The organism is Solibacillus sp. NPDC093137, assembly GCF_050280445.1.
In the GTDB taxonomy this organism is placed as follows: Bacteria; Bacillota; Bacilli; order Bacillales_A; family Planococcaceae; genus Solibacillus; species Solibacillus isronensis_B.
In genome coordinates, this window is record NZ_JBNNVH010000001.1 from 1,038,072 (window position 1) to 1,055,002 (window position 16,931).

Consider the following 16,931-nt stretch of genomic DNA (forward strand, 5'->3'; position numbering starts at 1 on the left):
TCCCTCAAGTCATATAAAAATTTTTACATTGTTAGTATATCAGATTTTTACTATCCATTTTGTGTTATAGTACAATGTGCTGAATTATACGAAATCAGCTAAAATTACAGATATTTTAATTGTCGAAATATAATATCGTGCTTTATGTAATTTAATTTCTAGCTAAAATATGTTTTTCATTATTTTCCTTTCCCCAAATAATAATCTTTTGTAAATTTTAAACACATCTTCTTTAATTTTATCTCCTTAAAACTTGATAATTCTACTTCATTACCATTTCAAACATTCCAACTTTTCAGAAAAATTGTTATTGCATTATACTCTATCCCCTCTTACAATGAGTACTATTAACGGATTCAAATAGTAATATGCCGTTTAAAACAGAATAATTTTTCATAAGGGGGAATTCCGTTGAGTCAATTAGGGGACAAAATCTCAGCGAAATGCGATGGCATTAACTATGAAAAAATCGATCGCATGGAAACATTCAATCAATTTGTAAAGAAGAAAAACACATTTTTATTCGGAATAACTATAACATTTTTGACATTTTACATCTTACTACCGGTGCTGGCATTCACACCTGTGTTACAACAGAAGGCTGTCGGCAGTATTACTTGGGTATGGGTATACTCGCTTGCCCTATTCATTATGACAATTATCTTATGTACACTCTACGTAAAAATGGCATCTAAATTCGATAAAGCTGCAGCTGCTGTTTTACAAGAATATGAAAAGGCAGGTGCATAACAATGAATCTCGTTTCAGCAGGTTTCTTTCTTGGTATCGTAGGTTTAACACTGATCGTTACATATATCGCTGCCAGAAGAACTTCTTCAGCAAGTGATTTCTACACAGCTGGCGGTGGTTTAAAAGGTTGGCAAAACGGATTTGCCATTGCTGGTGACTACTTATCTGCAGCCGCGTTTTTAGGGGTTTCCGGAGCGATTGCATTAACAGGCTTTGACGGCTTCTTCTTCTCTGTAGGTTATGTCGTTGCAAACTTAGTTCTTCTATATATAATAGCGGAACCGATGCGTAATTTAGGACGCTATACATTGGCGGATATGCTGACATCGCGTTTTAATGAAAAACGGATTCGCGGTGTAGCGGCTACAGGTACGATTATTATCGTAATTTTGTATATGATCGCCCAATTAGTTGGTGCTGGTGCATTAATTAAACTTTTATTCGGTATCGAGTATTGGATGGCTGTTTTAATTGTCGGTGTCATGATGACGACGTACGTACTGTTCGGCGGAATGACGGCTACGAGCTGGGTACAGATTATTAAAGCAGGTCTATTATTGTTCGGTACGACATTACTGGCATTTTTAGTATTCTCAAAGTTTGATTTCAATTTAGTGAAAATGTTTGATACGGTTAGCACAAATTACGGGGACGAATATTTAGTTCCTGGTATGAAGTACACATCTACAATCGATTCGGTTTCGATGATGCTTGCATTAGTCCTCGGTACATCGGGTTTACCGCATATTTTAATGCGATTCTTTACAGTAAAAGATGCGAAAACGGCGCGTGCATCGATTTCATGGACAACATGGATTACGGCGATTTTCTTCTCACTGACGATTTTCTTAGGTTTTGGTGCAATGCATTTCGTCGGATTTGATAAAATCATCGCAGAAAATGCTGCTGGTAACACGGCTGCCCCACTATTGGCAGAGTTTTTAGGCGGCAATATTTTACTATCATTCATTTGTGCCGTTGCGTTTGCTACTATATTAGCGGTTGTTTCCGGATTAGTATTAACAGGTGCATCAGCAATTTCGCATGATATTTATGGTGAGATTCTGAAAGACGGGAAATTAACGGAAAAGCAACAAGTATTAGCTGCAAGAATCGGTTCTATTTCCATAGCGATTGTTTCAATCCTTTTGGCATTATTTGCGCAAAGCTTAAATGTTTCCTTCTTAGTATCATTTGCATTTTGTATCGGGGCATCGGCAAACTTACCGGTTATCCTCTATACAATCTATTGGAAGAAATTCAATGCAAACGGCGCGGTTGCTGCAATGGTAACTGGTTTAGTATCTTGTCTAATATTAGGTGCGCTTGGTCCAAACATTTGGAGTCCTACAGGAAATGCAATTTTTGTTGGTGAACCAATCGTGAACTTAGCGGTACCTGCCATCATTACAATTCCTTTAAGCTTCTTTGCAGGGTACCTAGGCTCTATATTAACAGCACACAAAGTGGAACAAGCAGAAGCAGAACGTGTTTATAAAGAGATCCGCGTTAAAGCACATACAGGTATTTCTGTACAAGATGTTTCACATTAATTATTATAAGAAAATAAATTAGAACAATAGATTAAAAATATTAAAAACTGTCTCGAAAATATTTGCTATTTTTGAGCAGTTTTTGCTTTTTTATACCATTTTTTACATGAATATAACTTTTCGAATATACTGATTTTAGTTTTTTGTAAAATAAATTATTTTTTAAATATTACTTTTACTTATAGAAATGAATAATACTTTCTTATAATTAATTTTCAGATTTTTTGTAATTCTTTCATGTTCAGGACCCTCCAAACCCATGTAAATCCTACCTTTCTATTGATTATCCAAAATATAACATTTTAATATTCTCCCGTTAATGTATTATTTTTTCTCTATTAAACTTATTTTTGCAAAAAATTTTCCCCCATAATTTATTTAAAAAGTGTTGCAATTTTGTTACAGCTAAAATAGAATGAAAATGTAAAATCCTAAAAGCAGAATTTTACGTACATTAAGCAGTAATAATTATCACAAAATGGGGGAATGTTTATGGGGAATAATCAAAAGCCAATTATTGATTATGAGAGAATTGCATCACAGCAATCTTTCAGGCAACTGGCGAGGAAAAAGAATTCATTTTTATGGTCGATTACCGCAATCTTTTTAGTACTTTATATGTTATTACCAATCTTAACTTCGTTTACAGATATCTTACATCAAAAAGCGATTGGTGATATTACATGGGTATGGCTTTATTCAGCAGGGTTGTTCGTAATGACATGGGGATTAGCTCACTTCTATGTAGCACGTGCTAATAAATATGACGCAGAAGCGAAAGCGATTATTGCGGAATATGAAGGAGGTAGAAGCAAATGAGTTTTACAGCGATATTCTTCTTCGTAGCAATCGTAGGTTTAACTTTAGTCATTACTTGGTGGGCATCTAAACGTACATCTAGTGCGTCGGATTTCTACACAGCTGGCGGCGGATTAACGGGCTGGCAAAATGGTATGGCCATTGCTGGTGACTACTTATCGGCAGCATCATTCTTAGGTATCGCAGGTTCGATTGCTTTATTCGGATTTGATGGCTTCTTCTTCTCGATCGGTTACCTAGTAGCCTATTTAGTAGTTTTATATATCGTAGCAGAGCCATTACGTAACTTAGGCCGATTCACATTAGCCGACATGATTACAGCTCGTTTCGATAAAGCAAAAGTTCGTGGTACAGCAGCATTATCTACAATTACAATCGTATTGTTCTACATGATCGCTCAGCTTGTAGGTGCAGGTGCCTTAATTCAATTACTGTTAGGTATTGAATACTGGATGGCGGTACTTTTAGTTGGTGTCATGATGACAATTTACGTATTATTCGGTGGTATGACAGCAACATCTTGGGTACAGATCATTAAAGCATGTCTATTAATGTTAGGTACTGTTATTATTTCATTCTTAGTATTAGCAAAATTCGACTTCTCTATCGCGAACATGTTTACACAAATGACAACGGTAACAGAGCATGGTGAAGCTTACTTAAATCCAGGTTTACGTTATACAAATGGTATTGATACAATTTCAATGCTATTGGCGTTAGTACTTGGTACAGCGGGTCTTCCACACATCCTAATGCGTTTCTTCACAGTAAAAGACGCACAAACAGCTCGTTCTTCAGTAATTTGGGCTACTTGGATTGTTGGTTTATTCTATGTATTAACGATTTTCCTAGGTTTCGGTGCAGCAGCATTCGTTGGTAAAGACGAAATCGTAGCAGCAAACCCGGCAGGTAACATGGCTGCCCCACTACTAGCACAAGCGCTAGGCGGCGACATTCTGTTCTCATTCGTTTGTGCGGTAGCATTCGCAACAATCTTAGCGGTAGTAGCAGGTTTAGTACTTTCTGGTGCCTCTGCCCTATCACATGATATTTACGGTCAAATTATTAAAAAAGGTAAAGTTACTGAACAAGAAGCGGTTAAAGCAGCTCGTATCGGTTCAATTATTATCTCAATTGTTTCGATTCTATTAGCTTTAGGTGCTCAAACATTAAACGTAGCCTTCTTAGTATCATTAGCATTCTGTATTGCGGCATCAGCGAACTTACCGGTAATCATCTACACAATCTACTGGAAACGTTTCAACACATCAGGTGCAGTTACAGCAATGTTAACAGGTTTAATCTCTGCATTGATTTTAGTTGCCGTATCTCCAAACGTTTGGAATCCGGTTGAAGGTAAAGCAATCTTTGTTGGTGAACCGTTAATTATGTTAACGAACCCTGCATTAATTTCTGTACCTCTTGGCTTCTTAGGCGGATTTATCGGTACATTAATTTCTAAAGAAAGAAATGATCTGAAATACCGTGAAGTTGAAGTAAAAGCTCAAACAGGTATTTCTGTACAAGACATTTCTCACTAAAAATAACCTTCCTTACTTTGACGAGTTGAGGAAAAACGAATCAGCTTCTAACATTGTTAGAGGCTGATTTTTTATAACTCCACTGTTTTTGTGAAATCTCCCCTATTCTATCTTGAGGAGTGAAGCGATGACGCTTGGACAGCATATACGCGTATTCATTTGTGTCGTAGTGATGGGCTGTATTGTCGGCTTTGTACTGAACGGGAAAGAAATTGAGACGAACTCCCCTTATATCGATTATGTAAAAGCGCAGCAGTGGCCTTTTAACGAAGAGTTACTCATTGCTGAAGTATTTGATGGCCATTATGAATTGACGTATTGGGAGTACTTTACCGCCCGAAGTGGCCAGCATGTCGTCCAGTTTACAGGAACGAACGATGAACAGCAGGATATTTACCAGTTTGTCGTCGAGGAAGATTATACGGGATTTACGATCGGTGCGATAAAACAGAATAATATCCTTTTGCCGCCTGAACAAAAATGGACCTTTGTAAAAATGCTCACGAATAAAAAAGCGTCAAAATCCGGAGAATTTCTTGCCGGAATTTGACGCTTTTACTATGCTTTTTTCTATTAAAAACAGGAATATTCTCCTTAATATTTCATGGTACAATAGAAAAGCAGCATCCAGCTGACTCCTTTTGCAAAGGAGGTGTACTACTGTGTCTTATCCATCACGCAAAGAAAAGGCTAAGGCTGTTTCGGAAAAAAAGCGTAAGGAAAAACTCGCCATTTTTCGTTATGCGACAGACATTTTTCGTATTGTCGATACCATTTATCGTTTTTTCCGAATGATGCTGTAAAAAATTCGTTTTCACCACTTAGACTAGCCATCTAGGTGGTGTTTTTAATTTTCATCATAAAAGGGTAAATAAAAAAGCGATTGGGGGCCACCCAACCGCTCTGTACTACTGTAGATCCATCACGCATGAATCTTACTAACTTCATTGTATGAAAGTATGCCTCCCATGTCAATGAATTACTTTTATATTATGCTGCCCCATATTCTTTTATGCATTGTGATTATAGTATGCTCAGTGCATTTAATATATCATGTAGCGCCTTTTTTCGTGGATATGTTTCAATTAAATAGGCTTTTAATTCTATGGCCCTGTCCTGATAGCCTAGCTGTTGCAAGCATGTAATAATAGATGCAAGATGACTGTAATGTTCCCGATTAGATGCAACATTTGCAAGCGCTAAAATATGTTGTACATGTAAAATTTCAACTTCTTGCGGGTAATGTGGTTGCAGTGAATGGCCAAATCGTAAAATTCGCTCAATATCTTGTTGACAATACTTTAATAATCGGTCCCATTGATAAGTCTTTTCTAAAAGGATTGGATAGTGATTTGGGAGCGGCTGCTGTTGCTCAAGAATTTCAATTAAATCATTTAATATATCGTGTAGTAGTTCCTCTTCACCATCATAAAGATTTTTTAATCGATCAATATCGTCTAATTGACCACCTAATGCCAATTCAAATGCAACTGTGCGTTGAGCTGGCAAATTGCCCATCATTTGATGAATGGAAAACGCCGATATTAAATATTGATTCCGGTAATGCAGAGAGCTTGCATCCTGTTCAATTCCCTCTGCGCATAAAGTAAGGGCATTTGCATATTGTTTCCGGTCTATCGCAAAATGAATCATTTGTACACGTAATGTGCTATGAATATCGACTTTTTTATAAAACGACTCTATTTCACTTTCAGCGCCTACAGTCTTTAATAATTGAAATTCTAAGTCATATGCCAGCTTCTTATCTCCAGTTTTTTTGGTATGATGCTGTAAGGCTTCCAATATATGATACTTCATATTGGAAACAGGACTAAGTGTTATGGCAGCTTCCATTAAAAACAAATACTCTTTTTTCACTTTTACATTTTGGTCAAACTTTACTAAAAGCCATTTAGTCCATACGATTGCTTGTTCATTGGATTGAACTGTCTGAAGACTATCATAAAAAATACGATGCATTTCTTCTAGTGTTTGCTCGTAAAGCCACGAAGGACAATTATCTACTATATCGCTAATTCGCTCAAAACAAACCTCAAACAGTGCAAATGCAGTTAGTGGATCTTCATTTGTCAGTTGTTGTGCTTGTTCCATAACTTCAAAGATGCTTTCAATGGGTTCTTCAAAATCATCCGCTTGCCAAAAGCCTCTTTTAAAAAGTCGATTCACACTTTTTAAAATTTTCTCTTCTGCTTGTAGAATGAGGTGAGTTGCATTTTTTATAACATTTACTTTTGTCGGTATCCAGCGTTCCTGTATTGATGGATATTGCTCCATAATCTCCACTAATACATCAACCAGTTCAGCCTTAGTCTTTTCATTAAAGAAGGCCATAAAATCGACGGCTTCTACATTTGACTGTATCAAGCTTTCACGAATCGCATAATACGCCGCAACTTCATGCTTACAAGTACCATCAAACGGGCATGTACAGTAAGATTCGACAATCTTATCATTTTTCAGCTCGATATAAACAAAGTACTCATCCGTATCTAAAATTTTTGCCCGCCATGCATTCTGTGCAATTTGCTTAAATTCTCGAATGAGATTTTTGTTATAGTAATCCTTTCCTCTTGACAAAATTACTTTTGAAACGTTTTTTTCGAATTGATGTATATGCATTGAACTCACCCAATTTTATTGTTTGTTATAAATAATAATAGCATGTTAATGATAGTTCGGTTAGAAAAATAGAGTTTGCATTAAAAACAGCGACCGCATAGATTTTGAGGATGGACTAGTTCTGCTTTTTATTTGCAAAAAAAGCGATTGGGCTAAGCCCAATCGCTTTCAAATTTATTCTACTTTCTCCACATAAGCGCGGCAGATTGCCCCATCGCCTTCTGTATCAATTCTTAGTGAACCGTTTGAATAACGGTCCGCTCTCGTTAAGGATGTCACTGAGATTGTTTCCTGTATACCTTTTTCGGTCTCGATTGTAAACGTATTTCTAAAGTTAACAACTAAAATTGTATAAATACGGTGCGGGTTCGATTTTAACTCTTTTAAAATAACGACACCGCGTTTTGCCCGGGTGCCAAGTTCAAGTTCCGATAACAACATTCGTTTAACGGCACCGCGCTGTGTGACAATAACGAGTTCTTGTTCCTGCTCCGGATTTAATAATGCAACCGCTGCAAGATACTCGCCCTCTTTAACAATAATTCCTTTAACTCCTGCTGTTTTCACACCTGTTACCGGAAGATCTTCCATAGGGAAACGGATTGTATAGCTCGTGTTTGTAGAAAGCAATACTTCTTCCTTATCCGTAACAAGACGCGCAAAAATCATCTCGTCTTCGCCTTTTAAATTCATTGTCTTAATCGGTTTCGAATAACGAGTGACGATATAGTCAGCAAGTGCCGACCGCTTAATTTGCCCTTCTTTTGTAGCGGTAAATACATACATATTCGGTTGCTCAAATGTTTCAATACCGATGACTTCGATAATTTCTTCGTTTGAGTCGATCGGCACAATACTTGAAATATGCTGTCCGAGATCTTTCCAGCGAATATCCGGCAATTCATGTACCGGCTGGTAAATGTAATGCCCTTTATTCGTAAACAGGAGTAAATGATGCTGCGTGTTCAAGTTAGCTTCATACAGCAAGTAATCGGAATCCTTCATCGCAAAATCCTTGCCGTTTGACGCACTGTGTGAACGAAGACTTGTCCGCTTTACATAGCCGTCTTTTGTTACGGTTACGACAACTTCTTCACTTGGGACCAATACATCACGCGTTACTTTAATTTCTTCGATTTCTGCTTCGATTGTAGAAAGGCGAGGTAAAGTAAAGCGTTTTTTAATGTCATTTAACTCGGACTTAATAACACGGATCAACTTCTTCTCGTCCTCTAAAATGGCTTTCAGTTTCACAACAAGTTCATGTAATTCATCTTGCTCTTTTTGCAGTTGTGTAATATCGGTATTCGTTAAACGGTAAAGTTGTAGGCTGACAATTGCTTCTGCCTGTTCTTCCGAAAAGCCGAATTTCTCGATAATGTTATTTTTTGCATCGCGTTTATCTTTTGATGCACGGATTGTTTCAATCACTTCATCTAAAATGGATAAAGCTTTCATAAGACCTTCAACGATATGTAAGCGATCTTCTGCTTTTGTTAGATCATATTGGGATCTGCGGCGCACGATTTCCTTCTGGTGATCAATATACGCATCCAACATAAGCGGCAATGTCATCATCATCGGACGACGGTTATGAATCGCAATCATATTGAAGTTATATGAAACTTGCAAATCCGTTGATTTTAAAAGGAAGTTTAAAATTCCTTGTGCAGGCACATCTTTTTTCAGCTCTACAACAATTCGTAAACCATCACGGTCCGATTCATCTCGAATTTCGGAAATACCGTCTAAACGGCGGTCATTTACGCGCAGCTCGTCCATTTTACGGATCATATTGGCCTTATTTACCTCAAACGGGATTTCGGTAATGATAATTTGCTCTTTATTGCCTTTTAACTGCTCAATTTCTGTACGTGAACGGACAATAATTTTCCCTTTACCTGTCTCGTATGCTTTTTTAATGCCATCAACACCTTGAATAATCCCGCCCGTAGGAAAATCGGGACCTTTAATAACGGTCATCAGTTCATCGACTGTACAGTTTTTGTTGTCCAGACGCATTAAAACCGCATCAAGTGCTTCCTGCAGATTATGTGGCGGAATATCCGTCGCATAACCAGCCGAAATCCCTGTTGCGCCATTAACTAATAAATTCGGGAATCGAGATGGCAATACAGTTGGTTCCATATCCTGATCATCAAAGTTTGGTACGAATTCAACTGTATTTTTATTGATATCACGTAATAGTTCTGCGGCAATCGCTGAAAGACGTGCTTCCGTATAACGCATTGCAGCTGGCGGGTCACCATCGACAGAACCGTTGTTACCATGCATTTCAACCAGCATCTGACGGCTTTTCCAGTCCTGACTCATACGGACCATTGCATCATACACCGAAGAATCACCGTGCGGGTGGTAGTTACCAATTACATTACCGACTGTTTTTGCCGATTTACGGAACGGTTTGTCAAAAGTGTTACCTTCATGGAACATCGCATATAATATACGACGTTGTACAGGTTTTAGCCCGTCACGCGTATCCGGTAATGCACGATCTTGAATAATATATTTGGAATAGCGACCAAAACGGTCACCCATTACTTCTTCTAATGGCAGATCTTGAAATTTTTCTACAAAACTCATTATTCGTTAACCTCCTCATGCTGGATGAATTCATTTTCTAAAATGCTTGCATCCTCTTCCATGCCGAAGTTGACGTTTGATTCAATCCATTTACGGCGGGGCTCTACTTTATCGCCCATCAATGTTGTAATACGACGTTCTGCACGTGCACCATCTTCAATTTTTACGCGGATTAATGTACGTGTTTCCGGATTCATCGTTGTATCCCAAAGCTGATCGGCATTCATCTCACCTAAACCTTTATAGCGCTGAATAATATAGCCTTTGCCGATTTTTTTCGTTGCGGCGCTTAGCTCCTGTTCTGTCCAGGCATACATAAGCTCCTGCTTTTTACCCGACCCTTTTGATACTTTATAAAGAGGCGGTAACGCAATATACACTTTTCCTGCTTCGATGAGCGGACGCATATAACGGTAGAAGAATGTCAGCAATAATACTTGAATGTGGGCACCATCTGTATCGGCATCGGTCATGATGACAACTTTATCGTAAGCGGCATCTTCCACCGAGAAATCTGCTCCGACACCTGCACCGATCGTATGGATAATCGTCGCAATTTCTTCATTTTTCATAATATCCTGAAGCTTTGCCTTTTCGGTATTGATAACTTTACCGCGCAATGGCAAAATCGCCTGGAATGTACGGTCACGACCTTGCTTCGCCGAACCACCCGCTGAATCACCCTCTACAAGGTATAATTCATTTCTAGAAGCATTTTTCGACTGTGCAGGTGTCAGCTTACCAGACAGAAGCGTACTCGATTTTTTCTTTTTCCCGTTACGGGCATCATCACGTGCTTTACGCGCTGCTTCACGCACTTGTTGGGCGCGAATTGCTTTACGCACTAAAGAAGCCGACAGCTCGGCATTTTCTTCAAGCACATACATTAATTGCTCTGAAACAACGGTATCAACGGCAGAGCGTGCTTCAGATGTACCAAGCTTCCCTTTTGTCTGACCTTCGAATTGCAGCAGATTTTCAGGAATACGTACAGAAACAATTGCTGTCAGGCCTTCACGAATATCAGTGCCTTCCAGGTTTTTATCTTTTTCTTTCAGTAATCCGATTTTGCGGGCGTATTCATTAAACACACGTGTCAACGCTGTTTTAGCGCCGGTTTCATGTGTACCGCCATCACGTGTACGGACATTGTTGACGAACGACAAAATCGTTTCGGAATAGCCGTCATTAAATTGCAGTGCGAACTCCACTTCTATTTCCTGAATGCTACCTTCAACATATTTAACCGGATGTAATACATCTTTTTCTTCGTTTAAGTATGTGACGAATGCTTCAATACCGCTTTCATAATAGAAAATTTCATGTTTTCCTTCTCCGCGGTCATCGATTAGTTCAATTTTTAATCCTTTTAATAAAAACGCAGATTCACGTAAGCGTTCTGCCAATGTATCATAATTATATTTAACGACTGAAAAAATCGTTGGATCCGGCAGGAAATGTACAAGTGTTCCTGTTTCCTTCGTTTTTCCGATCATATCAAGCGATGTAGCCGGTTTCCCGCCTTGTTCAAAGCGCTGGCGATAAACTTGGCCATCACGATAAATTGTTACTTCCAAAAATGTTGATAAGGCGTTTACAACTGATGAACCTACACCATGTAAACCGCCACTTGTTTTATAACCGCCTTGTCCAAACTTTCCGCCTGCATGAAGGACGGTGAAAATAATTTCAGGGGTTGGTTTACCCATTTTATGCATACCTGTTGGCATACCACGACCATGGTCACGCACGCTAATACTGTTATCTTCATGAATCTTCACGATGATATGATTTCCATATCCAGCAAGCGCTTCATCCACTGCATTGTCTACAATTTCATACACTAAGTGGTGAAGACCTCGACTATCTGTAGAACCAATATACATCCCTGGTCTTTTGCGTACGGCTTCTAAACCTTCTAATACTTGAATGGCATCTTCATTATACGAAATACCGGCTTGGTTTTTTACCAAATGTAATCCCCTCCAAAAATACAAACAAACGTTCTATTTACTACCTAATCGTACGCTCAAATATGCATGATGTCAATGTTTAAAGGTACTGATTTAGGCTTTGCAAAGATTAATTGTATCATCAAAAACGAACGTTTAAAAGCATATCCTTCAGTAGCAAACAATAAAATGTAACTTTTTCCCTGTTTTTTACGATGAACGAAAAAATAATACCTCTTTCCTTCTATTAAAAAACATTGTAAAATATTCAATACATACTATTAGTACCAAGTAGTAATTCTGAATTCGAAAGGAGCACAACACTTGATCAACGCATTAATTATTATTTGTGCTTATTTAATCGGTTCCATTCCATCTGCTTTATGGATTGGCAAAATTTTTTACAAAACGGATATTCGACAACAAGGCAGCGGCAATTTAGGAACGACTAATACATTTAGAGTATTAGGCAAAAAACCGGGCATCGCCGTATTGCTTATTGATATATTGAAAGGAACGGCTGCGGTATTGCTACCGTTATTGCCATTTTTCGCAGACAGCACTGTCCATCCTTTAATCTTAGGTGTCATCGCGGCTGCTGGCCATATGTTCCCGATTTTCGCTAGTTTCCGCGGAGGAAAAGCAGTTGCTACGAGCGGCGGTGTTATTTTAGGCTATAATTTACCGTTATTTTTAATTTTAATCATTGTATTTGTCATCGCCTTAAAGTTAACGAAAATGGTCAGCTTATCATCTATGATTGTATCCGCTGCAGCGGTTATTTATGTAATTGGTCATTGGATGATAACAGGAGAATATGCATTATTCATTTTGGTTGTCGTTCTGGCAGGCTTCATTTTTTACCGTCACCGTGAAAATATTAAGCGGATTAAAGCCGGTACTGAACCGAAAATTAAAGGATTTTAAACGATTGACTGAAAGGGTTTCCTTTCAGTCTTTTTTTGTACTAAAAATTCAGAACGCGAGCTTTGTAAGTTTTTTTTATTTACTGCATAATGGCAGTAGAGGTGAAATATATGGAAATCAAACTATCAGAAAAAGCGCTCAATTGGTTTAAACAAGAGATGGAAGTAGAAAAAGGCGATTTTATTCGCTTTTATGCAAGGTATGGAGGTTCTTCACCTTTTCATGAAGGGTTTTCGTTAGGGATGACACGGGAGCAGCCGCATGAAATAGGTATTGAAACGGTTGTGGAAGATATTCATTACTACATCGAAAAATCCGATGAATGGTTTTTTAATGAACATCATTTAGTTGTAGATGTCGCCGATTCATCCGATGAATTAACTTATTCGTACGAAAAATAAAGGCCCTATTTCAGCTTCCTAATACGAACAATTTGCCGCTCAAAAAGTTCAAATGTTTCGAATTTATTGTAAATCCATTTTTGCCGATTCAATCGTTATAATGAGTAAGGATTATATCGAGGATTGATGAGGGATTACATGTGAAAGTGAAACAGGAATTTTATTGGCGCTGCGTATTTTTTATTGCAGGCATCATTGTTTTATCATTAGGCGTCGCATTGACGATCAAAGGACAAATACTTGGCGTTGGGTCATGGGATGTCCTTCATATCGGATTACAAAAAAACTTGGGATTAACGGTCGGTATGTGGTCGATTATTTTAGGTTTGCTCATTCTGGCTGTTGATACGTTTTTCACGAAAAGATTGCCGAAAGTCGGAACTTATTTGGACATGTTCCTGACAGGGATTTTTATTGATATATTTTTGTTAGTATTACCGGATGCGAATACACTGTTAGAACAAACATTGGCGTTTGTTGTTGGCGTTGTCCTGCTCGGCTTCGGCTGCGGGATGTATATGGTCGCAAACCTCGGTGTAGGACCTCGTGATACATTAATGCTGCTGTTGGTGCATCGCCTCGGCTGGAGTGTCAACCGTGCACGGACGACAATGGAAGTAACGGTTGCTGTATTAGGTTTTGTATTGGGCGGACCAGTCGGAGTCGGTACTGTATTTATGGCGTTCGGCTTAGGGCCTGTCGTACAATGGGCACTCAAATGGAACGGAAAGCTGTTCCACCGCGCAGCAGGTGTCGAAAGTGTTGTTATATAAATAATGAGGAGAGCAAGCAATATGCGTTTGCTTTCTTTTTTTTACATTTAAATTGTTACAATTTTCAAAAAATACTTTCTCTACAATGAAAAAAGGTGCATAGTAGTAAGTGGAGGTGTTTTTAAATGATACATATTGAAAATATCCATTTATATCGCAATGACAAAAAGATTTTAAATGATTTAAGCTGGCATGTTCAAAAGGGACAGCATTGGGCTATTTTAGGGTTAAACGGATCCGGCAAAACGACGTTGCTGAAAGTTATTAACGGCTATATTTGGCCAAATGAAGGTAAGGTCCAAATACTGGGTGAAACATATGGCAAGACGTATATACCGAAACTGCGGACACGGATCGGCTGGGTCAGCAATGCGATGATCGATAACTTCAACTGGCAGGATAATGCAATTGAAATCGTGCTCAGCGGAAAATTCGGTGCCCTTCGCCTTTTCAATGATGTGACGGAAGAAGAAATTGACCATGCGGTTTCTATTATGAAGCATTTTCACTGTGACCATTTAGCAAATAAATCATTCGAGCATTTGTCTCAAGGTGAACGGCAGCGTGTTCAAATAGCAAGGGCCATTATGGCGGATCCGGAAATTTTAATATTGGATGAGCCATGTGGCGGTCTGGACTTAATCGAACGGGAAAACTTGCTGCAAACAATAGAACAGATTGCACAAGCAGAAAACGGCCCTACCCTAATTTACGTGACGCATCATGTAGAAGAAATACTTCCTTGTTTTAGCCATGTACTTTTAATGAAAGACGGAAAAAATGTCGAAGCCAATGCACGCGAAGTTGTTTTAACAGACGAATTATTAAGCGATTTCTTCGGGCGGGAAATTAGTTTGCAGATTGAACGCGAACGTGCCTGGGTCGCAATTAAATAAAACGAACCAGCAGGAGTCCATCTCTTGCTGGTTCGTTTCATTTATAAGCATTAAATATGATATTCAATATTTTCATCGACGTAATGCCATTCATACGGCGTTTCTTGGTATACGTAGTAGTTCAGCCAGTTGTAGAACAACAGATGCGAATGGGCACGCCAAACATTTTTCGGTGCCTGCAACGGGTCGTTATTCGGGAAATAGTTGATCGGAATTTCCGTATTGTCCGGATCTTTCTCAATATCGCGGAAATACTCATCCGATAAGGTCGTTGCATCATATTCCAGATGCCCTGTAATCATAATATGTTTATTGTTTTTCGATTGCACGATAAACACGCCTGCATCATCCGAATAGCTTAATAGTCGCAAGTCAGGGTGTGCTCGCACTTCATCAATTGAAACCGACGTGTGGCGTGAATGAGGTGCCACATACTCATCGCTGAATCCCCGCACTAAATCTACTGTTAAATCCGTAATCACATGGGAATAAACACCGGAGCATTTCTTCGGCAATTCGAATTTTCCGATGCCAAAATGATGATACAAGGCAGCTTGGGCGCCCCAACATATATACATAATCGACGTGACATGTTCATCTGCCCAGTCCATAACATGCGTAATCTCATTCCAGTAGCCAACATCTTCAAAATCCATTTTCTCTACTGGCGCTCCTGTAATAATGAGCCCATCAAAGCGACGGTGCTTCACTTGGTCGAACGTCCGGTAAAAAGTATCTAAATGCGATTTGGAAACATTTTTTGATTCGTATGTAGCCGTGTTTAAAAATGTCACATCCACCTGTAATGGTGTATTACCGAGTAAGCGCAGCAACTGCAGTTCGGTTTTCTCTTTTTCAGGCATTAAATTAAACACTAAAATATTTAACGGTCGAATTTGTTGTGTTTTCGCACGGTCTTCCTCCATGACGAAAATCTTCTCTTTTCTAAGCAGCTCACCCGCCGGTAAATGTTTCGGAATATTAATCGGCATTCCACTTTCCCCCTCATAAACTTTTTCAATAAACTTTTAATAATCTGTGGTATTCAGGCAATGCATTGTTTTACGAGCGAAACGAACCGTTCCGGAACAATAAAAAAGCCCCTCTCATTCCAGCAAAACAGAATTGAGAGGGGCTTCTACCCGTTCTTATCTGCCAAGGTCAACACCTTGCTGGAAGTAGCACCTTTCTAGTTAAACTAGAGGTTGCTGAAGCATCATCGGGCCAAGTCCCTCCGCTTCTCTTGATAAGTCTATTAAATTGTCATTAGTGTATCATGTACTTTGTAATTTTGCAATAATTCCAAAAATATTATTTCACGCATACTAAAGCTGCTCTTTTTCTATAGTAAATAAGATTGTCTCCAGCCGTTCATCCCATACACGTGTCAATGTATTGTATACCCGCACAAAATGCCTGTTTTCCTTTTGATCAAACAGTAAAAAACATAGGACCGGTATATCATTAATCTGGATCGATTCCGTCGAAACAACACTCGTTATATAGTGCGGTACTTCATCTTCCGCCACCGGTTGTTCGGAAAGTTGCTGTTGTATGAAATCAATCAGCACTGTCTCTTCAATTGCTTCGATTTCTTCTGTTTCGATTGTCGGGAAAGGCTCCGGAAACTCTTCCAAATCCGCAAATTCCTCCAGGTCACCCTCCAATGGCTGCTCATGGATCGGGCTGTATTGAATAAAATAACTTGTTTCTTCAAGTTCCTCTTCAAAAATGCCCGATTCCAGCTGAGCCTTACCCTTTGCAGTTAGTGCAAATTCCTGTTCCTTCACAATCATACCCAGTCGTAACATTTTATTCGTCAAATCATGAATAAATAACGGTTCCACCAATAAAATTTCGGCTAATAACTCCACATTTTTCAGCTTCGCCTTCTCAAATGAAATGAGCATCATCTTCATTAAAATATCCATGGCATTACGCATTACCGGATGATATTTCACTTCCAATGTGTGAATCGGAATGGCGTATTGCATTTGCTTTTTGATTTCAATGGACGGATTTTGGATGAGTTCTTTCTGCAGCTGTATAACTGTACTTTGTAAATCCATTCAATC

The 16,931-nt window shown here is 38.8% G+C and carries 15 protein-coding genes and 1 riboswitch; of the genes, 10 read left to right on the plus strand and 5 right to left on the minus strand.

From position 1 onward, the window contains the following. The first annotated feature begins 411 nt into the window (after positions 1 to 411). From ACQKN3_RS05320 to ACQKN3_RS05345, 6 genes are all read left to right on the plus strand, one after another. Positions 412 to 750, plus strand: a complete 339-nt coding sequence (locus ACQKN3_RS05320) for a DUF485 domain-containing protein (protein WP_427709935.1) — start codon at positions 412 to 414, stop codon at positions 748 to 750. 2 nt (positions 751 to 752) lie between these two features. Then, positions 753 to 2,303, plus strand: coding sequence for a solute symporter family protein (locus ACQKN3_RS05325; RefSeq protein WP_251687972.1), 1,551 nt, complete (start codon positions 753 to 755; stop codon positions 2,301 to 2,303). 492 nt (positions 2,304 to 2,795) lie between these two features. Further along, positions 2,796 to 3,122: a DUF485 domain-containing protein gene (locus ACQKN3_RS05330; protein ID WP_251687974.1), complete on the plus strand. Its 327-nt coding sequence runs from the start codon at positions 2,796 to 2,798 to the stop codon at positions 3,120 to 3,122. Beyond that, positions 3,119 to 4,663, plus strand: a complete 1,545-nt coding sequence (locus ACQKN3_RS05335; protein WP_251687976.1) for a solute symporter family protein — start codon at positions 3,119 to 3,121, stop codon at positions 4,661 to 4,663. The genes ACQKN3_RS05330 and ACQKN3_RS05335 overlap by 4 nt, the downstream gene beginning before the upstream one ends. 127 nt (positions 4,664 to 4,790) lie before the next feature. Beyond that, the gene (locus tag ACQKN3_RS05340) at positions 4,791 to 5,213 is read left to right on the plus strand and encodes a hypothetical protein (RefSeq protein ID WP_427709937.1); all 423 of its coding nucleotides are present in this window, start codon (positions 4,791 to 4,793) and stop codon (positions 5,211 to 5,213) included. Between the two features lie 112 nt (positions 5,214 to 5,325). Beyond that, positions 5,326 to 5,466 (plus strand): hypothetical protein, encoded by a 141-nt coding sequence (locus tag ACQKN3_RS05345; protein ID WP_176142089.1) that lies wholly within the window; start codon positions 5,326 to 5,328, stop codon positions 5,464 to 5,466. 220 nt (positions 5,467 to 5,686) lie between these two features. Here the strand turns inward: ACQKN3_RS05345 and ACQKN3_RS05350 are convergent, their stop codons facing one another. The 3 genes from ACQKN3_RS05350 to parE all read right to left on the minus strand — a co-directional run bounded on the left by ACQKN3_RS05350 (position 5,687) and on the right by parE (position 11,880). Then, positions 5,687 to 7,303 (minus strand): SWIM zinc finger family protein, encoded by a 1,617-nt coding sequence (locus ACQKN3_RS05350; RefSeq protein WP_427709939.1) that lies wholly within the window; start codon positions 7,301 to 7,303, stop codon positions 5,687 to 5,689. A gap of 174 nt (positions 7,304 to 7,477) precedes the next feature. Beyond that, positions 7,478 to 9,907: a DNA topoisomerase IV subunit A gene (gene parC / locus ACQKN3_RS05355; RefSeq protein WP_427709941.1), complete on the minus strand. Its 2,430-nt coding sequence runs from the start codon at positions 9,905 to 9,907 to the stop codon at positions 7,478 to 7,480. Next, on the minus strand, positions 9,907 to 11,880 hold the full coding sequence (parE, locus tag ACQKN3_RS05360; RefSeq protein ID WP_427709943.1) for a DNA topoisomerase IV subunit B: 1,974 nt from the start codon (positions 11,878 to 11,880) through the stop codon (positions 9,907 to 9,909). Before parE ends, parC begins: the two co-directional genes overlap by 1 nt. Before the next feature lie 303 nt (positions 11,881 to 12,183). Here parE and plsY point away from each other — a divergent pair, with 303 nt between their 5' ends. The 4 genes from plsY to ACQKN3_RS05380 all read left to right on the plus strand — a co-directional run bounded on the left by plsY (position 12,184) and on the right by ACQKN3_RS05380 (position 14,856). Then, positions 12,184 to 12,786 carry a glycerol-3-phosphate 1-O-acyltransferase PlsY gene (gene plsY / locus ACQKN3_RS05365; protein ID WP_079526708.1) on the plus strand — a complete coding sequence of 201 codons (603 nt, stop codon included), beginning with the start codon at positions 12,184 to 12,186 and terminating at the stop codon, positions 12,784 to 12,786. 110 nt (positions 12,787 to 12,896) lie between these two features. After that, positions 12,897 to 13,187, plus strand: a complete 291-nt coding sequence (locus ACQKN3_RS05370; RefSeq protein WP_251687986.1) for a HesB/YadR/YfhF family protein — start codon at positions 12,897 to 12,899, stop codon at positions 13,185 to 13,187. Between the two features lie 146 nt (positions 13,188 to 13,333). Next, positions 13,334 to 13,960 carry a YczE/YyaS/YitT family protein gene (locus tag ACQKN3_RS05375; protein WP_427711603.1) on the plus strand — a complete coding sequence of 209 codons (627 nt, stop codon included), beginning with the start codon at positions 13,334 to 13,336 and terminating at the stop codon, positions 13,958 to 13,960. A 125-nt stretch (positions 13,961 to 14,085) separates the two neighbouring features. Beyond that, complete coding sequence (locus tag ACQKN3_RS05380; RefSeq protein WP_427709945.1) at positions 14,086 to 14,856, plus strand: ABC transporter ATP-binding protein; 771 nt, start codon at positions 14,086 to 14,088, stop codon at positions 14,854 to 14,856. Positions 14,857 to 14,906: 50 nt separating this feature from the next. Here the strand turns inward: ACQKN3_RS05380 and metA are convergent, their stop codons facing one another. Together metA and ACQKN3_RS05390 are read right to left on the minus strand one after the other, a co-directional pair. Beyond that, complete coding sequence (gene metA, locus ACQKN3_RS05385) at positions 14,907 to 15,848, minus strand: homoserine O-acetyltransferase MetA (RefSeq protein WP_014823882.1); 942 nt, start codon at positions 15,846 to 15,848, stop codon at positions 14,907 to 14,909. 153 nt (positions 15,849 to 16,001) lie between these two features. Beyond that, positions 16,002 to 16,109: riboswitch (SAM riboswitch) on the minus strand. Between the two features lie 72 nt (positions 16,110 to 16,181). After that, positions 16,182 to 16,925 carry a nucleoside-diphosphate sugar epimerase gene (locus ACQKN3_RS05390; protein WP_427709948.1) on the minus strand — a complete coding sequence of 248 codons (744 nt, stop codon included), beginning with the start codon at positions 16,923 to 16,925 and terminating at the stop codon, positions 16,182 to 16,184. Positions 16,926 to 16,931 lie beyond the last annotated feature (6 nt).